The sequence below is a fragment of the Okeania sp. SIO2B3 genome, from assembly GCF_010672525.1.
In the GTDB taxonomy this organism is placed as follows: domain Bacteria; phylum Cyanobacteriota; class Cyanobacteriia; order Cyanobacteriales; family Microcoleaceae; genus Okeania.
Genome location: NZ_JAAHGH010000030.1, coordinates 1 through 15977, shown reverse-complemented (window position 1 = coordinate 15977; position 15977 = coordinate 1). Strand labels below are relative to the sequence as shown.

The window sequence follows — 15977 nt, the reverse complement described above, 5'->3', positions numbered from 1 at the left end:
GATACTATAACTAATAATATTTCTTGTAAAAACATCATTCGTATACAAGTAGATAATAGTATAAATATCTACCAAGCTACGGATTTTGATACTACTTTTAATCTGATAAATTGAAGTGCGGAATGTGGGATAAAATGTTATACCAAAAAGCGATCGCTCACCATAAAATACTAGATTTTAGAGATTTTTTTCACTATTCTCTAACTGCAATCAACATTGCTGAAATACAGAATTTACTATGGCAAATAATCTATCTAAATCTCCAGTGTTATAGCTGATGATATTTCTCGTGAAAATATCTCCTTTCAATTTACCAAATTCCCAAAATTTACCCTTAGAAAGGCTTTGTTGCATGAAAGTAGCGATCGCACTGCAACCGTTAAATCTGAGATGATAACGGGAACTTCAACACAAGGATAACTGTACCCAATTTCCTTCTGAAGTTTCTTGTTTTGTTGAGGCAATGCTACACTTTATATGTCGCGAAGCGTTAACGTGCGTTGTGCGACAACTAAACACAGGCTGACTAATATGGATGTTCAGGTAATAGGTATTGATATAGGGGGGACAGCAATTAAACTGGGGCGTTTTGACAAAAATGGAGTTTGTCATCAATTTTTGAATGTGCCGACTCCTCAACCTGCAACCCCAAAAGCAGTAATTGATGTGGTGATAGAAGCGATTTTGTCATTGCAGCGCTCTGCAAACTCTGGTTTAAGATGTAATTCTTCACTCAACAATTATAGTGTTAATCCACCGGATTTATCTGTAGCTAAATCTCAACCAGGTAACTCAGCAGTTATTCAAGCCATAGGTATTGGAGTACCTGGCCCTACTGATGTCCAAGGTAGAATATCTAAAGTAGCAATTAATTTGACAGATTGGCAAAATGTTCCCTTGGCTGAGTGTTTGGAGGAAAAGACTGGTTTACCAGTAGTTATAGCTAATGATGCTAATTGTGCTGGTTTAGGAGAAGCTTGGCTAGGTGCGGGTCGTCCGTTTAAAAATATGATTATGCTTACCCTGGGTACTGGTGTCGGAGGAGCAATTATTTTGGACGGCCAACTTTTTGTGGGTCATCAAGGTGCTGGTGGAGAGTTAGGGTTAATTACTTTAAATCCTGATGGGCCAGAGTGTAACAGTGGTAATAGTGGGTCTCTAGAACAATATGTTTCTGTTCAAGCAATTCGTCGAGCTACTGGTAAAGAACCCTTGGAATTAGCAAATTTGGCTCAAACTGGAGACCAATTTGCCCTAGAATTCTGGGATTATTATGGGAAACTTTTGGGTGCAGGTTTGGCAAGTTTGATTTATATCTTGACACCAGAAGCTGTGATTATTGGGGGGGGAGTGAGTGCTGGTGCAGAACTTTTTTTGCCTGTAGCTAAAGCTGAAATTGAGCGACGAGTTTTGTTGAGTTCTCGTTTGGGCTTACAATTATTAACGGCTAAATTAGGTAATCATGCTGGTATTGTAGGAGCTGCTAAATTAGCTTGGGCAAGTTTGCATAATAACTAATTGGGGTTTGCTGAAAAAGTCTTTTAGTAGGGGGAGAAGACAGGAGAAATGGGGATTTAGAGGAGGTTAGGAGTAAGAATTGCCTCTCAATTTTTCTGCCATAATCCTCCCAAAATACTAGCATGCATGAGCTTTTTCCACTGAAAAGCTAACACTTTTTTAGATCAAAAAATGCTACAACCAATATCAGTTAATGCTTTGAGATTTAATCAGCAAACCCTAATTAACAAGAACTAGCGTGCTAATTATCAAAAAAGTTATTCAGTCTGTGTTAATTACTTAATAATTGAAGTACAGTTTAAGTTAAGCATTCTTTTTTCAAATTTTTATAAGACACTAAATGACTGGTTCAAGACTATCTCCATCAACTTTTTCAGTCTTTCTTCCTTCTTCTTTCTTCCTTCTTGCTTCTTTAAGGTAAAGAATACCCTGTTACTTTTGTGATAAATTCCACAACCTTTTCATAAGCTTCCGGATTGATATTAGGACTAATAATAATATCTTTTGTACTATCTGGTAGCCAAAAAGTTATACGACCATTCGGTTCAAAAACAAATGTACTAATACAATTCAAATTTATAAACCATTCATGGCGATCGTACATAATTTGCACCCAAAATTCATCATTAGGTGGATAGTTGATCTCAATTTTGTCTTTAATATATCCTAGTACTAACTGATAGTCATATTCGCAACTTTGTTTATTTAAAGTAATTGGCTGACTGCTATTTGGCAACCAGAAAGTTAGTCGCTTATTTGACTGACAAGAAAAAGCAGTAATACGATCAAGGTCGATCAAGTATTTACTTCTTTCATAATCTATTTTAATCCAGTAGGCCACATGACCCCCTCAAAGCTTTGATTTCTTGCATTTCTCCAAATTAGTGCAAGTTACCCTAAAAGTCCGATAGACACTATTGAGTTATCCTCGATCTGGTAAATTACTACTCAATGAACCTATCCCACTATTTTTAACAGGCTTATTTGTTTAAGTAAAATGTGTTTGAAAAGTTTAATTTTTTGTTTTTAACTCTCAAAATATTTAGGGTTTTTAGTAAAAATATTATTACTGGGATAGGTTCACTCAATGAAAATTTTTTTTTCTTTAAATCAAGAAGTTCACCACTACTAAAAGTTTGGAATAGCCCTGGGTAACTATCAGCGATTAATATTAGAAAATATAACAATTTTTAATGCTCTACTTAAGATTATTAGTAATTACCTAAGATAAAACAATTAAATAAGATAACGAACAATAAAAACTTTTTTAGTAACTAATAACCTAGTCAGCACTGAGGATAGAACCTGTACTAACTACATTATCTAGAATAGCTTCAGCATTATGGACAGACAAATCATAACATTTTTCTTGTGAACTAGCAGCTTGAAAAAAGCTATAAAATAGAGGATGAGGAGTGCTAGGCCGAGATTGAAACTCTGGATGAAATTGTGTAGCAATAAAGAAAGGATGAGTGGGAAGTTCAATAATTTCTACTAACCTTCCATCAGGAGAAGTTCCGCTAATAACATATCCTGTTTCTAACAACAAGTTCCGGTAAGCATTATTAAACTCATATCGATGACGATGACGTTCATAAATCACCTCCTGTTGATAAGTTTTAAATGCCAATGTATCAGTTTGAAGACGGCAAGGATAAAGTCCCAGTCGCATAGTACCGCCCAAGTCTACTACATCTTGTTGTTCGGGTAACAAATTAATCACTGGGTTTGGTGTTTCAGGGTCAAACTCCGCACTATGGGCACATTCCAATTTTGCTATATTGCGTGCCCACTCAATTACTGCACATTGCATTCCCAAACATAGCCCCAAAAAAGGAATTTTTTGCAACCGAGAATATTGAATAGCAGCTATTTTTCCATCAATACCTCTCACGCCAAACCCACCCGGAACAATAATTCCATTCACCTTTTCTAGGTAGGTATTTGCCCCTTTGGCCTCCACATCTTCAGAACTGACCCAACGCAGATTTAAGTCCACACCAACAGCTATTGCAGCATGGCGTAATGCCTCTACAACTGATAAATAAGCATCGCTCAGTTGAATATATTTACCTACTATGGCAATTTCGATAGTTGTCGCAGTAGATGCTTGGACCTTTTTTGTCTCTATTTCAGGATTGTCCCGATGATAAAGACGATTGACCAAAGTTTGCCACTTACCAAGATTTGGCTGGCGTTGCTCCATATTTAATAATTCTAGAGCTTGCACCGCTAGTCCTTCTGCCTCTAACATTAGAGGTACTTCATAAATACTTTCGGCATCTTTTGATGTAATTACAGATGCTACAGGTACATCACAGAATTCAGACATTTTTTCTTTTAAGCTGGAGCTAAGTTGGCGATCGCATCGACAGACTAGAATATCTGGCTGAATACCAATAGAGCGCAACTCTTTGACTGAATGTTGAGTGGGCTTAGTTTTCATCTCCCCTGCTGCCCCAATCCAAGGAACTAGGGTAACATGGATATATAACACATTATTTCGTCCCACATCTTTACGAAATTGCCGAATAGCTTCTAAAAAGGGCTGAGATTCAATATCTCCTACAGTCCCTCCGATTTCTGTAATTACTACATCTGGATTAGCATTTTTGGCAACTCTATGTACCCGCTCTTTTATTTCATTGGTAATATGAGGAATAACTTGAACTGTGCCTCCTTTATAATCACCTCGTCTTTCTTTGTTGATGACTGCTTGATAGATTGAACCCTGGGTAACACTATTTAGGCGAGACATGGAGGTATCTGTAAATCGTTCATAGTGGCCCAAGTCAAGGTCTGTTTCTGCGCCATCTTCTGTGACAAATACTTCTCCATGTTGGAAGGGACTCATTGTCCCTGGGTCTACATTTATATAGGGGTCTAACTTCAGAATAGATACGGAATAATCCCGTGATTTGAGCAAACGGCCTAAGCTTGCTGCTACAATTCCTTTACCAATGCTGGAAACTACTCCACCAGTTATAAATACAAATTTACTCATAAATTTTTTTTTGAAGAAGGTTTTGGGTTTTAGGTTTTAGGTTTGAAGAAGGTTTTGGGTAGTAGGTCAAAGGCTGGAAAAATCTCATTTCCATAGTTATAATTTTTGGCATTTTTGTGTAGATTTTAGGTAATAAATACTTAGGGTTTGCGCTTCACTAGTCTTATGGGTAAGGGTAGGAGACAGCTATACTGGAGACAGGAGACAGGAGGAACAGGGCATTATAGAGGAGGTAGGAGAAAGAATAATCAAGGGATTATTCTGCTCAACTATGCGCCTAATATGCGCTCTTTTTTGAACCATTAAGACCATTAAGCTTGGACTTTTTTTTACTAAAAAATTCGCTCAACCTTTATATGTCAATGCTTTTAGATTTAATCAGCAAGACCTACTTATAAATACTTAGATTTAAATTTATTATTTGCTTTTGGACAGTTAATCTACATCATCACTAACTTTTATACTTACAATTACTTTTAATCTGTTTCAGCTAAAGTTCAACTAAAATTTCCCACCTACCTAATTAATATCTTATGTTTTGTTAAAATTTTGCTTTAATTGTAAAATAGTAATCCCCACCAGCTTCTAGTTGATAATCCCATTTTTCTAGAAACCTACCTAAAGGTTCTTGAATTAATGCACGTCCTTGAGAAGGTTGAATGGAAAGATTTTTTTTATGGCGAAAACCCCATTTAAAATGCCAATTAAAAGACCCAGCACTTACTTCTCCTTCAATAGTGCCTTTTTGCCAAGACTGACGAGTTACTCTGACATAAGCAGTAGTTTCTGGTAAACCTTTATAACTCATTAATAGTTAAAAGTCACACTTTGATGAAAGTCAAAATTTTAAATTCATAATAATACCCTGACTTATACAAATCAAGGCACTTTTAAATACTTTCTTAAATAGTCAATTAATCTTCTGGTAAGCTGACACTACGACTGTTATAAAGACTCATTGCTTTTTCTATTCCTTGTCTCAAAGAAAGCTCTACAGCTTCTACAACTAACTTCAGCACTTGAGTCATTAATTGACTTTCCGTTGGGCTAAACTTTCCTAAAACATGACCAATAGTATTTGGATCTCTACTTTCAACACCACCATTCTTTGGCTTATCTATACCTATTCGCAAACGAGGAAATTCTTGAGTCCCTAAATGAGCGATCGCTGACTTCATCCCATTATGGCCACCTGCTGACCCAGATAACCGTAGTCGCAGTCGTCCCATCGGTAAATCCATATCATCATATATGATTAGCACTGAATGGGGTGGCAATTTATACCAATCTAACACTGCACGCACTGCTTGTCCCGACCTATTCATATAGGTTAAGGGCTTAAGCAAATAGATTTTATCAGATTTTATACCTCTGCCTTCTCCAAATTCCGCTTTAAATTTCCGGTTTTCAGATAGAGAAGTCTGCCACATATTAGCTATAGTATCAACTGCGGCAAATCCTATATTGTGCCTAGTTCTTTCGTATTTTGGCTCTGGATTTCCCAAACCTACAATTAATTGAGGAATCACTAAATTTTGCCCTGATGCCACCTCTTTCATTACGTTAAAAATTAAAATTAAATTGTCAAAAATATAATAATTTTTTGGGTACATCTCAATTTTAAATAGAGCTAAAAAATTATCGCTTTTAGGGAACAGGAAATAGGGAACAGGAAAAAAGTATTTTTGCAAATATGAGATGTACCTAATTTTTTGGATTGGCTCAGGTGATTTTTTTCTCTAGTTTGACCAAATAATTAAGGTTTAAAGCTTCTCCTTCAAAAGAGAAACAACAAAACAATTTCTTTTTAGTCAATCCTCTTCTTTTCAAATAGAGGTAATTATTAGTTATTAATTATTAATTGTGAACTAGCTTTTCTGACTTGCATCTGTAGGGGAAGAAACAGTTACTACTTTTTCTGACTCAGATTCAGTTGCATATTGACTAACTTGAGACCCTTCTTCTAACTGTTTTGCCTCTCGTTTCAACTCATGTTCAAACTCTTTAGCTCCTGCTTTAAAACTATTTATAGCTTGCCCTAAACTACGACCAATTTCTGGTAGTTTCTTTGGACCGAATATCAAAAGAGCTACGACTAAAATTACAATCATTTCAGGCAGACCAATACCAAAAATATTCATTTTGTTTTTTACTCCTAAAACTTATCTGAAATTACTATTGAAAGATATAGCTAGGGCTGGAGAAATTTTAATTAATTGAATTTCTTAGCCCTACTCTTTAATTTATCTTATTTAGTTAGACTAGCCCAGTCCACATCAACATTCTCTAACAACAACGAAGAGTTGTAGATTTGGAGAATAATCAACAAGAAGACAAAGAATAAGCCCATAAAAACGGCCATTAATGGTGTAGTTCCCCAACCGGGAGATACTTTACCATATTCAGAGTTTAAAGGTTTGAGCAGGTCTCCTAATCCAGTTCTTTGTGCCATAAGTTTCTATGTAATCTATAATTCAGCAGAATTTTTTAATCTTTTGTAATAATATTGTATAATAAATGTTGTACATAAATATAGTCTTATGTAGTTAAATATAGTCTTTTGTCTCCAGAAATTTGGGCGACTATTGAGATAATTTAACAATGTCTGCAATAATAGAGAATAAAATAGCCTCAAGAGTCAACGATCTGATTTCAATAGGGTGAAATTCCTGGACTGACACGCTACCTCTAGACACATAAGAACCTACGTCCAAGCCTCTGTATTATGACCAAGCAGAAATTGAATCAGGGAGATCGTCAAACAAAGAGGAAAATAAAAAGCAACTCCCTTATGTCTTTGACCATGGGATATGGGAGCCAGTGCGCCCTTGCGGGTCCCCCGACTTAAAGCAACTGGCGTGGTGTTGTAGTGCCTCCTCCGGAGGAGCTGCGCTAACACGAGCGTCAGGGTAACACCTGCAAAATAAGGATATGTCATATTTGACTATATTTTTATCTCAACTTTGGTTGAAGACCCGCGCTATCCCTTTGGCAGAGCCTAGAGGTAGCTATTAGGGGATCGAAGAGATGGGAAAACCAATCAATTGTGCGTGCGGTTTTACCAATAGTGTGTTAGCTTTAAATAAGGCTGCTGGGCTAGCAGTGTCAGTCTGTGGAGCGACCGTAAGACCAGAAAGAGGGAAGGGCCTTGGAGGCAGGTGCTACGAAGCAGAAAGTCCTAAACCGCAAGGTATAGGAATCCCGCGTTGTCGCGCCATGCGCAACGTCGGGAGGATGTCAAGAACTATAACACTCATAATTTTAATGAATTATATGGAACCGGCAACAGTTCTTAGTATATCCATCGGCGTAATGGTTGTGGCCATTACTAGCTTTTCAATTTACACAGCCTTCGGACCTCCCGCTAAGGAGTTAAGAGACCCTTTTGATGAACACGAAGACTAAGTCTGATTAATGCTCTCTCGTTATTATTATCTAAATTTAGCGGGAGATTATTACGGATTTCAATTGGCCTCTTAGCTATGCCTTTGAAAGTAGGCCGATAAAATATTTTTAAGGAAATTATTTGGTTGACGCTACAATCTTCCTGAATGACAGTATCTAGACCGAATTTTCCTTCAACAAACGCGGTCAAGGTTTTCCACGCTCATAGTCCTAAACCTCAAAAACCCTAGATCTAGCGAAGTATTTGCTGATATAGCAGTCGCCATTATTATTAGGATATTCTCGCTCCTCTCAAATTTAGTCACAGCAAGAGTTTAAATTATAACTTCTGACTTTTGATTTCTGACTTCTATAGCTGAGTGCTTTATTTAAAGAAAACAGGTTAAAATAAAGGTCTTAATTCTTTATTGTAGTTTGAATTTCATGGGCAACACATTTGGACATCTGTTTCGGGTCACAACATTTGGTGAATCCCACGGAGGAGGAGTCGGAGTTATAATTGATGGTTGCCCTCCTAAACTAAAAATAGATGTTGCAGAAATTCAATATGAGTTAGACCGTAGGCGTCCAGGACAAAGCAAAATTACTACACCCCGCAAAGAAACAGATATTTGTGAAATACTGTCTGGAGTATTTGAAGGTAAAACTTTGGGTACGCCAATTATGATGTTGGTGAGAAATAAGGATGCTCGTTCACAAGATTATCAGGAGATGGCTAGTAAATATCGTCCATCTCATGCCGATGCAACTTATGATGCTAAGTATGGTATTAGGAACTGGCAAGGTGGGGGACGCTCTTCAGCTAGAGAAACAATTGGACGTGTTGCTGCTGGGGCGATCGCTAAAAAAATTCTTAAACAATATTCTGGTGTGGAAATTGTCGGTTATGTAAAGCGCATCAAAAATTTAGAGGCCATTGTTGACCTAGAAACGGTGACTATAGAACAAGTAGAAAGTAATATTGTCCGTTGTCCAGATACTGAATGTGCAGACAGGATGATTGAATTAGTAGAGCAAATACGGGATGTGGGAGATTCTCTGGGAGGTGTGGTTGAATGTGTGGCCAGGAATGTGCCAAAAGGTCTTGGTTCTCCTGTGTTTGATAAATTGGAAGCAGATTTAGCTAAGGGTGTAATGTCTTTGCCAGCGAGCAAAGGATTTGAAATTGGTTCTGGTTTTGCGGGTACTACTCTGACAGGTAGCGAGCATAATGATGAATTTTATACAGATGAGCAAGGGGAAATTCGGACTGTTACTAATCGTTCTGGAGGGGTACAGGGAGGAATTTCTAATGGAGAAAATATTGTGTTGCGGGCAGCATTTAAACCAACTGCTACAATTCGTAAAGAGCAGCGTACTGTTAGTCGTAGAGGTGAAGAGGTATTGTTAGCAGCGAAAGGAAGACATGACCCTTGCGTTTTACCTAGAGCTGTGCCTATGGTAGAAGCAATGGTAGCCATTGTGCTATGCGATCATTTATTGCGCCATCATGGACAATGTGAGAGTTTGAAATATAATTAGTGGTTTGCAGATTGGTTAATTATTAAAATTGGACAATTTTCTCAATTGGCAATAATTAACAATTTATAGAAAAGCAAGCTGCTATATTTTCTGTCTCTAGTTCAATTTCCCAAAAATCCAGAAATCTTTAAATTCATAAAGTGGAAACTGCTAAAAAAAAATTCATATGGAAACTAAACTTTCTTCTGAAGTGCTAACTAAAGATAATGTTGATTTCTCGAAGATGTCTGAACAAATGGGAGATTTTTTAGTGAAGTTCTGGGGTGTACGAGGTAGTGTTCCTACTCCAGGAAAAGATACTATTAGATATGGTGGAAATACTTCCTGCATAGAAATGCAAATAGCTGGTAAGCGACTGATATTTGATGGTGGCACTGGTCTACGAGAATTAGGCGAGGAAATGATGCAGGAAATGCCAGTAGAAGCTTATATGTTTTTCACTCATTATCACTGGGATCATATTCAAGGTTTCCCTTTATTTACTCCTGCTTTTACCCAAGGAAATAGTTTTCATATCTACGGAGCTATACCTCCAGAAGGGGAGTCCATGAGAAAGCATTTTATACAAAGGGTTCTACATTATAACTCTCCTATTCCTTTAAATGGTATCCAGGCTGACTTACGTTTTTATGAGCTTCAGCATGGGGAAAAAATGATGCTGGATGATATTGAGATTGAGACTGGTTCCCTGAATCATCCTAACACAGCAATGGGATATAGAGTGACATGGAATGGACGGACAGTAGTTTATTGTTCTGATACAGAACATTTTCCCGACCGTTTGGATGAAAGTGTGGTAGATTTAGCCCGCAATGCTGATGTATTAATCTATGATGCTATGTACACTGATGATGAGTATCATAATCCCAACTCTTCTAAGGTAGGTTGGGGACATTCGACTTGGCAGGAAGCAATCAAAGTAGCTAAAGCTGCAGGAGTAAAGCGGGTAGTTATTTTTCACCATGAACCTACTCACAGTGATGATTTTCTTGATGAAATAGCAAAAAAAGTCAAAACAGCTTTTCCCCAGGCAGTTATGGCCCGCGAAGGTTTAGTCCTGCCAATGGGAGTTTAAAGATCCACATTCCGCACCACAAAATGTAGCAACCGAAGAAGGAGTCAGGAGTCAGGAGTCAGGAGACAGAATTTAGGAGAAAATCATAACTGCCGTGATTGAGTAATCAATCAAACAATTATTTATGCTTAATTATTTACTCGGAATTTGATGAACGAAAAAAGTAATTGAGATGATTTGCATAGTATAAATACTTACCAAGCAACGGATTTATATACTACTTTTAATTTTACAAATTGAAGTGCGGAATGTGGGTTTTATAGTTAAGTATAAATTCTGCCTCAATTAGTAAAGTTTTTATCTAAAACTAAAAGCAGTAGCTGATTGCTGATAGCTGACGGCTGAATGCTTCTTACAAATGAAGAACTACTTTTAGTACAGGTTTAATAATAGCTGCTTGCGATATTCTTTACTGGTAGAGTTATCATCTCCTAAGATATTAAATATTGCCAGCATTGCTTTGCGTGCGCCGTCATTTTTATATTTACGATTCCTGGTGACTATATCTAAAAATAATTTTAGTGCTTCTTCATAGTTAGCTGATAGTGTTAAGCTACAAGCTTGAGCATACATTTTATCTAGTTCGGTATCACCAGGATTTTCTGCTTCTTGTTTAAAGTGAATTAATCCTTTTACTGCTTGTACTTGGGGATAAAATTCTCGGTTATTTTCTCCTATAGTTTCTATTAGTTTTTGAGCTTCTTCTAATCGATTTAAGCTTACTAAAAATTTCGCAGCTTCTATGATTAAGCTAATATTACGAGGATATTTTTGAAAAAGCTGGTCTAAAAGATTTTTTGCTTGTTTTAATTCACCAGATTTTGTCAAGTTCCGCAGTGTTGCTAGTTCTGTTTCTAATTCTGATTTAAGATTAAGTTCACCTAGAAAATTTCGTAGTTTTGGCTCTGAAAGAACTCCTACAAAACCAGGTTTTACTTCTCCTAGATTTACGACTTTAACATCTGGTACTCCCTCTACACCATAAGTTTGAGCTAATTCTGGATTTTGATCGACATCTACTTTAGCTAAGATAAAGTCATATTCTTGAACCAACTTTTCTAAGATTGGTTTGAGCATTTTACACGGACCACACCAAGTAGCGTAAAAGTCTACTAAAACAGGTCTTTTGTGGGAATTTTTTAAGACTTCGGTGGCAAAGGTTGTGTTGTCAACTTCTATAGATATACCCATTGAATTCCTAGAATATTTTGTGTTATTAACTATTATGTCATTATCTCGGAATTGAGCAAATTTTTGACTATATAATATGAAATAGGTGAATGTTTGCTACAGGCAATTGATCGGGAGATAGAGAGATGTGGAAATGGGGGAATGGGAAAATAGCATAATTACTTGTATTTCAGATGAAATTTATCTTTTATTCTTTCGCTCAACTTATTTATTTAGGTTTTGTGAAATAATTGTAGTATTATTTTTTGTATTTGATATAAGGTAAAAATTTTCAATTATTTTAACCTTGCTACCCTAGAATTTGTATCAAGTTTGAATAAGTGCGTTATCAGTAAAAAAATCTTGTTTATAGTTATGAGAAAGAGAGATTATACAAAGTCCGGTTTATCAAACAGATTGATGATTTTTCTCTATTTCCTGTTCTCTCCTTTAAAAAATATCATATTCGTATAATCAGTTATGATTCAGATTGCTTTAGTCAGAGTTTTGTTGGAATATATGTAGAAAGTTACCATTTCTTAAATTACTGTAAATTGCAAGTATATGAAGTACAAATATTTAAGACCTCGCCCTTAAGGACGGAGTTTGAATTTTTGTGGTGTGGGCATTTTGTCCACGACTTATGTACCTCATATCATGTCCGGTAGCATCGGTCTTGTATAGAGAAGGTAAGGAAGAAGGAAGAAGGAAGAAGGAAGAAGAAAGAAGAAAGAAGCTTTAAGAAAAGGAAAAATTTTACTTATATGGCGGTAGATATTTCCCCAACTTTTACACGGGACTATACCAACGGAGATGATATCACTTATATCATATCCGCTTGAATACTTATAAATTAAGAGAGTAGGGAGTAGGGATAATAGGGATATTTGCCCTGTGTAAAAAGATAGGTTTTTTCATAACTAATTTCCGGACTTGATATTAGATGAAATCTGCTGTAGGTATTAGGTAAGGCGTTCAACAATGAATAATGAATAATGAATAATGAATAATTACCTCTCCTTGAAAGAAGAGGATTGACAAAGAGATGAAAATTTTTCTTCTCTTGGTCGATTGGATATGGCTCCGAGACCTCGCCATCCCTCGACCGCTTATTATCCCCTTAAAAGGGGAGGCACATACCCACAATTTTTCGGTAAACTTTTCTCATCTAGAATATGACATATAATCTACAAACCTTGTTTGATATAGCAGAAGGAAGAAGGCGTTTAGTTATCTAGGAGAGAAGGAAAAATATTGCGTTGTCTGAGTTTTAAGCTTTTGATATGTCTTATACCAAGGGTGTTAACGAAGTCATAAGTCAGAATTAAGCAGTCATAAGTCACAAGTCATAAGTTAACCCACCCCTAACCCCTCCCAACCCACCCCTAACCCCTCCCAGGAGGGGAGGGGAAGTAGGGGATTTGAGGAACTCTCCAAAAATATTTCGCCTTAAAAGGCGGGGTTGGGCGACCCATATTATTTTGATAAATATTTGCTACAAATAACTAGGTTATTTCTTAGGCAGTCATTGCTAGGGGTAAACGGCCATTTGCCCGTACAGGTAGGGGAGCTGTCGGATTAGCGACGTACAAAATGAATAGCTTTAATACCATTTATTAGGTCATAATTTATCTTTTTCATCCAATGGACATTACCTATAAAGTCTTTATAATTGCCCTTATTATTAATTATTAGTAACATTATTTTTCCAAATTGGTATTAACCTTTACTTCGACTGCTATAGCACTACGCAAATATATTAGGAAATTCTTCTATTTCCTATTCTCTACTGCCTACTCCCTACTCCCTTTTCACTCAAATTTATTGTCCTAACCAAAGAAGGTGCTGCTATATAAATGTGCCAATTACCTATTACCAACTTTTATGTCGTCAAGCAATAATTTCAATCCGAATACACCTGAAGAGTATGCCAAACTTGCGACTATATATGCTAAACAGAAAAAATGGGAATTAGCAATTGAAAACTACCGTGAAGCTATTATACTAAAACCTGATTTTTCTTGGTATTACTATCATTTAGCACAAGTTTTACATCAGCAAGAAAATTGGGATGAAGCTATAAATTTTTACTATCGCGCTATAGAGTTAAACCATGATTTTTCTTGGTCTCATTATAATTTAGGAGATGCTTTAAGCAAATTACAAAGATGGGAAAATGCTGTTAATGCTTATAAAAAGGCAATTCAACTTGATAGAAATTTTCCTTGGTCTTACTACAATTTAGGAAATGCTTTAGTAGAGTTAAAACAATGGGATGAAGCGATATATAACTATATTTATGTGATTAAGTTACAGCCAGGAGCGCCAGGAATTTATAGTAAATTAGGAGATGCTATAGAGCAAAAATATCATTCAAATATAGATGCAGCAATTCAGGATTATCATCAAGCTATTCAGCATCGAGGGCAATATCCTATTTACGATAAATTACTGGAATTTTTACAGGATAATCCAAATTTATTTGTAGAAATGGCAAATAATTTAGCTAAGGCAGATAAGAATAATGGGGCGATTATTTTTTATAAAATAGCTCTAGAGATTAATCAAGATGACTTAGACATTTGCCACAAGCTACAGCAAGTTTTAGATAAAAAACACCAGTTATCCCAAGAAATTTTAGAACTCCGAAGAAAAATAGAATTAAATCCAAATAGTAAGTCTTATTATAATTTGGGTATTGCCTTAACTCGACAACAAAAATGGGATGAAGCAGTTGTAGCTTATCGTCAAGCTATTGAAATTAATCCAGACCTATATTGGTGGTTTTATCCTAATATATGGGAAGCTTTTTTGAGAGAAGATAAACTATTAGAAGTACTAACTTTTTTCCAGAAATTTCAAAAGTCTAATCCTGATTCTTTTTGGTCTTACTTAAATATAGGAGAGACTTTAACTCGTTTGAATAAAATTGAAGAAGCTATACCTTATTATCAAACTGCTTGTTATCAGCAAACTCAGAAGTTATACCCTGAATTAGTATCCCAGCCATGGAATTTAGAACAAGTACAAGGACCGAATTTTATCATTATTGGAGTTCACAAAGGAGGTACTACTTCCCTTTATAGTTATCTGACTCAACATCCACAAATTGTTCCTCCAATTAAAAAAGAAATGGATTTTTGGTCTTGGAAATTTAATGAGTCTATAAATTGGTATTTAGCTCATTTTCCAGTAATTTCAGAAGGGAAAAATTTTCTGACAGGGGAAGCTAGTCCTAGTTATTTTGATTATCCGAATGCTGCAAGAAGAATTTTTCAAGTGTTCCCTAAAGTTAAGCTAATTATACTATTAAGGAATCCTATAGATAGAGCCATATCTCAATATTATCAGTGGCTACGATTAAACTGGGAAAATCGGTCTTTTGAGGAGGCAATTAAATTAGATTTAGAGCAGCTAACAAAAACTCCTGAAAAAGTTAATTACTGGATGAAGGAATTAAATTATTTAGTGCGAGGAGTATATGTTGAGTTTTTTAAGGAATGGATGAGTTTATTTCCACGGGAACAATTCCTAATTTTGAAAAGTGAAGATTTTTATGCTCACCCAGAAGTTACGATGGGGGAGGTTTTAAATTTTTTAGATTTGCCAGAATATCAACTCTCAGAGTACAAAAATTATAATATGGGAAATTATTCTTCTATTGATTCATCAATTCGTAGGAGTTTAAATGATTATTTCCAAATTCATAACCAGAGACTAGAAGAGTATTTAGGAATGAAATTTAACTGGGATTAGAAGTTAATTCATTTATAAGTTATCAATTAACAGTTATCAGTAGTTCCTGGAATAGGGATAGGATAAGATGGATAATTTAATTTTTTATCCTCTGAAAAAGTCAGTTTTGAGAGCCGATATTTTTGTCAAAAAAATAGAGATTGAAATCTGGGTGAGCTACAATCAGATTATGAGATTATTTCCAACATTTATTGATTCATAAATATGTAGAAGCTTAAATGATTATTTCCAAATTAATAAACAAAGACTAGAAGAGTATTTAGGAATGAAATTTAACTGGGATTAGGAGTAAATTCAGTTATCAGTAGTTCCTGGAATAGGGATAGGAGAAGATGGATAATTTGATTTTTTATCCTCTGAAAAAGTCGGGGTTGAGAGCCGATATTTTTGTCAAAAAAAGATGAGAATGAAGGGAATCGAGTTGTCACCTTGCTTGAGAATAAAAATGCCAAAGAGATACAGTTAAAAGAAGGGATTATTACTACCTTATTAATCAACCTAGAAGAAGAGTATACTTTTCGTTCTGGT

General features: G+C 35.8%; 14 protein-coding genes. 7 read left to right on the top strand and 7 right to left on the bottom strand.

From position 1 onward, the window contains the following. Positions 1-134 precede the first annotated feature (134 nt). Both F6K15_RS19905 and F6K15_RS19900 read left to right on the top strand, forming a co-directional pair. Positions 135-278 (top strand): hypothetical protein, encoded by a 144-nt coding sequence (locus F6K15_RS19905; protein WP_293063519.1) that lies wholly within the window; start codon positions 135-137, stop codon positions 276-278. Positions 279-531: 253 nt separating this feature from the next. After that, positions 532-1518, top strand: a complete 987-nt coding sequence (locus tag F6K15_RS19900) for an ROK family protein (protein WP_293063517.1) — start codon at positions 532-534, stop codon at positions 1516-1518. Positions 1519-1930: 412 nt separating this feature from the next. Here the strand turns inward: F6K15_RS19900 and F6K15_RS19895 are convergent, their stop codons facing one another. The 6 genes from F6K15_RS19895 to psbH all read right to left on the bottom strand — a co-directional run bounded on the left by F6K15_RS19895 (position 1931) and on the right by psbH (position 6974). Continuing rightward, the gene (locus F6K15_RS19895; RefSeq protein ID WP_293063515.1) at positions 1931-2359 is read right to left on the bottom strand and encodes a hypothetical protein; all 429 of its coding nucleotides are present in this window, start codon (positions 2357-2359) and stop codon (positions 1931-1933) included. Between the two features lie 441 nt (positions 2360-2800). Next, positions 2801-4522, bottom strand: coding sequence for a CTP synthase (locus tag F6K15_RS19890; protein WP_293063513.1), 1722 nt, complete (start codon positions 4520-4522; stop codon positions 2801-2803). A gap of 541 nt (positions 4523-5063) precedes the next feature. Then, positions 5064-5330, bottom strand: coding sequence for a DUF3146 family protein (locus F6K15_RS19885; RefSeq protein ID WP_293063512.1), 267 nt, complete (start codon positions 5328-5330; stop codon positions 5064-5066). Positions 5331-5436: 106 nt separating this feature from the next. Continuing rightward, positions 5437-6081, bottom strand: a complete 645-nt coding sequence (gene pth, locus F6K15_RS19880; RefSeq protein WP_293063511.1) for an aminoacyl-tRNA hydrolase — start codon at positions 6079-6081, stop codon at positions 5437-5439. Positions 6082-6390: 309 nt separating this feature from the next. After that, positions 6391-6663 (bottom strand): TatA/E family twin arginine-targeting protein translocase, encoded by a 273-nt coding sequence (locus F6K15_RS19875; RefSeq protein ID WP_293063510.1) that lies wholly within the window; start codon positions 6661-6663, stop codon positions 6391-6393. A 107-nt stretch (positions 6664-6770) separates the two neighbouring features. Then, positions 6771-6974 (bottom strand): photosystem II reaction center phosphoprotein PsbH, encoded by a 204-nt coding sequence (psbH, locus tag F6K15_RS19870; protein ID WP_287274054.1) that lies wholly within the window; start codon positions 6972-6974, stop codon positions 6771-6773. A gap of 821 nt (positions 6975-7795) precedes the next feature. Between psbH and psbN the strand changes: the two genes are divergently transcribed. The 3 genes from psbN to F6K15_RS19855 all read left to right on the top strand — a co-directional run bounded on the left by psbN (position 7796) and on the right by F6K15_RS19855 (position 10523). Then, complete coding sequence (psbN, locus tag F6K15_RS19865; RefSeq protein WP_124146299.1) at positions 7796-7927, top strand: photosystem II reaction center protein PsbN; 132 nt, start codon at positions 7796-7798, stop codon at positions 7925-7927. 423 nt (positions 7928-8350) lie between these two features. After that, positions 8351-9448 carry a chorismate synthase gene (aroC, locus tag F6K15_RS19860; protein WP_293063508.1) on the top strand — a complete coding sequence of 366 codons (1098 nt, stop codon included), beginning with the start codon at positions 8351-8353 and terminating at the stop codon, positions 9446-9448. Between the two features lie 166 nt (positions 9449-9614). Next, complete coding sequence (locus F6K15_RS19855; RefSeq protein ID WP_375341076.1) at positions 9615-10523, top strand: MBL fold metallo-hydrolase; 909 nt, start codon at positions 9615-9617, stop codon at positions 10521-10523. 372 nt (positions 10524-10895) lie between these two features. On the opposite strand, the gene F6K15_RS19850 is transcribed toward F6K15_RS19855, so the two are convergent. Continuing rightward, positions 10896-11747: a tetratricopeptide repeat protein gene (locus F6K15_RS19850; protein ID WP_293063579.1), complete on the bottom strand. Its 852-nt coding sequence runs from the start codon at positions 11745-11747 to the stop codon at positions 10896-10898. Between the two features lie 562 nt (positions 11748-12309). Here F6K15_RS19850 and F6K15_RS19845 point away from each other — a divergent pair. After that, positions 12310-12435, top strand: coding sequence for a hypothetical protein (locus F6K15_RS19845; RefSeq protein ID WP_293063506.1), 126 nt, complete (start codon positions 12310-12312; stop codon positions 12433-12435). Between the two features lie 1142 nt (positions 12436-13577). Further along, positions 13578-15449: a tetratricopeptide repeat-containing sulfotransferase family protein gene (locus F6K15_RS19840; RefSeq protein WP_293063504.1), complete on the top strand. Its 1872-nt coding sequence runs from the start codon at positions 13578-13580 to the stop codon at positions 15447-15449. Positions 15450-15977 lie beyond the last annotated feature (528 nt).

Excerpts from the sequence above, each read along its gene's own strand:
- F6K15_RS19905 (WP_293063519.1), top strand. The coding sequence starts at position 135 with ATGTTATACCAAAAAGCGATCGCTCACCATAAAATACTAGATTTTAGA.
- F6K15_RS19900 (WP_293063517.1), top strand. The coding sequence starts at position 532 with ATGGATGTTCAGGTAATAGGTATTGATATAGGGGGGACAGCAATTAAA.
- F6K15_RS19890 (WP_293063513.1), bottom strand. The coding sequence starts at position 4,522 with ATGAGTAAATTTGTATTTATAACTGGTGGAGTAGTTTCCAGCATTGGT.
- F6K15_RS19885 (WP_293063512.1), bottom strand. The coding sequence starts at position 5,330 with ATGAGTTATAAAGGTTTACCAGAAACTACTGCTTATGTCAGAGTAACT.
- pth (WP_293063511.1), bottom strand. The coding sequence starts at position 6,081 with ATGAAAGAGGTGGCATCAGGGCAAAATTTAGTGATTCCTCAATTAATT.
- F6K15_RS19875 (WP_293063510.1), bottom strand. The coding sequence starts at position 6,663 with ATGAATATTTTTGGTATTGGTCTGCCTGAAATGATTGTAATTTTAGTC.
- psbH (WP_287274054.1), bottom strand. The coding sequence starts at position 6,974 with ATGGCACAAAGAACTGGATTAGGAGACCTGCTCAAACCTTTAAACTCT.
- psbN (WP_124146299.1), top strand. The coding sequence starts at position 7,796 with ATGGAACCGGCAACAGTTCTTAGTATATCCATCGGCGTAATGGTTGTG.
- aroC (WP_293063508.1), top strand. The coding sequence starts at position 8,351 with ATGGGCAACACATTTGGACATCTGTTTCGGGTCACAACATTTGGTGAA.
- F6K15_RS19855 (WP_375341076.1), top strand. The coding sequence starts at position 9,615 with ATGGAAACTAAACTTTCTTCTGAAGTGCTAACTAAAGATAATGTTGAT.
- F6K15_RS19840 (WP_293063504.1), top strand. The coding sequence starts at position 13,578 with ATGTCGTCAAGCAATAATTTCAATCCGAATACACCTGAAGAGTATGCC.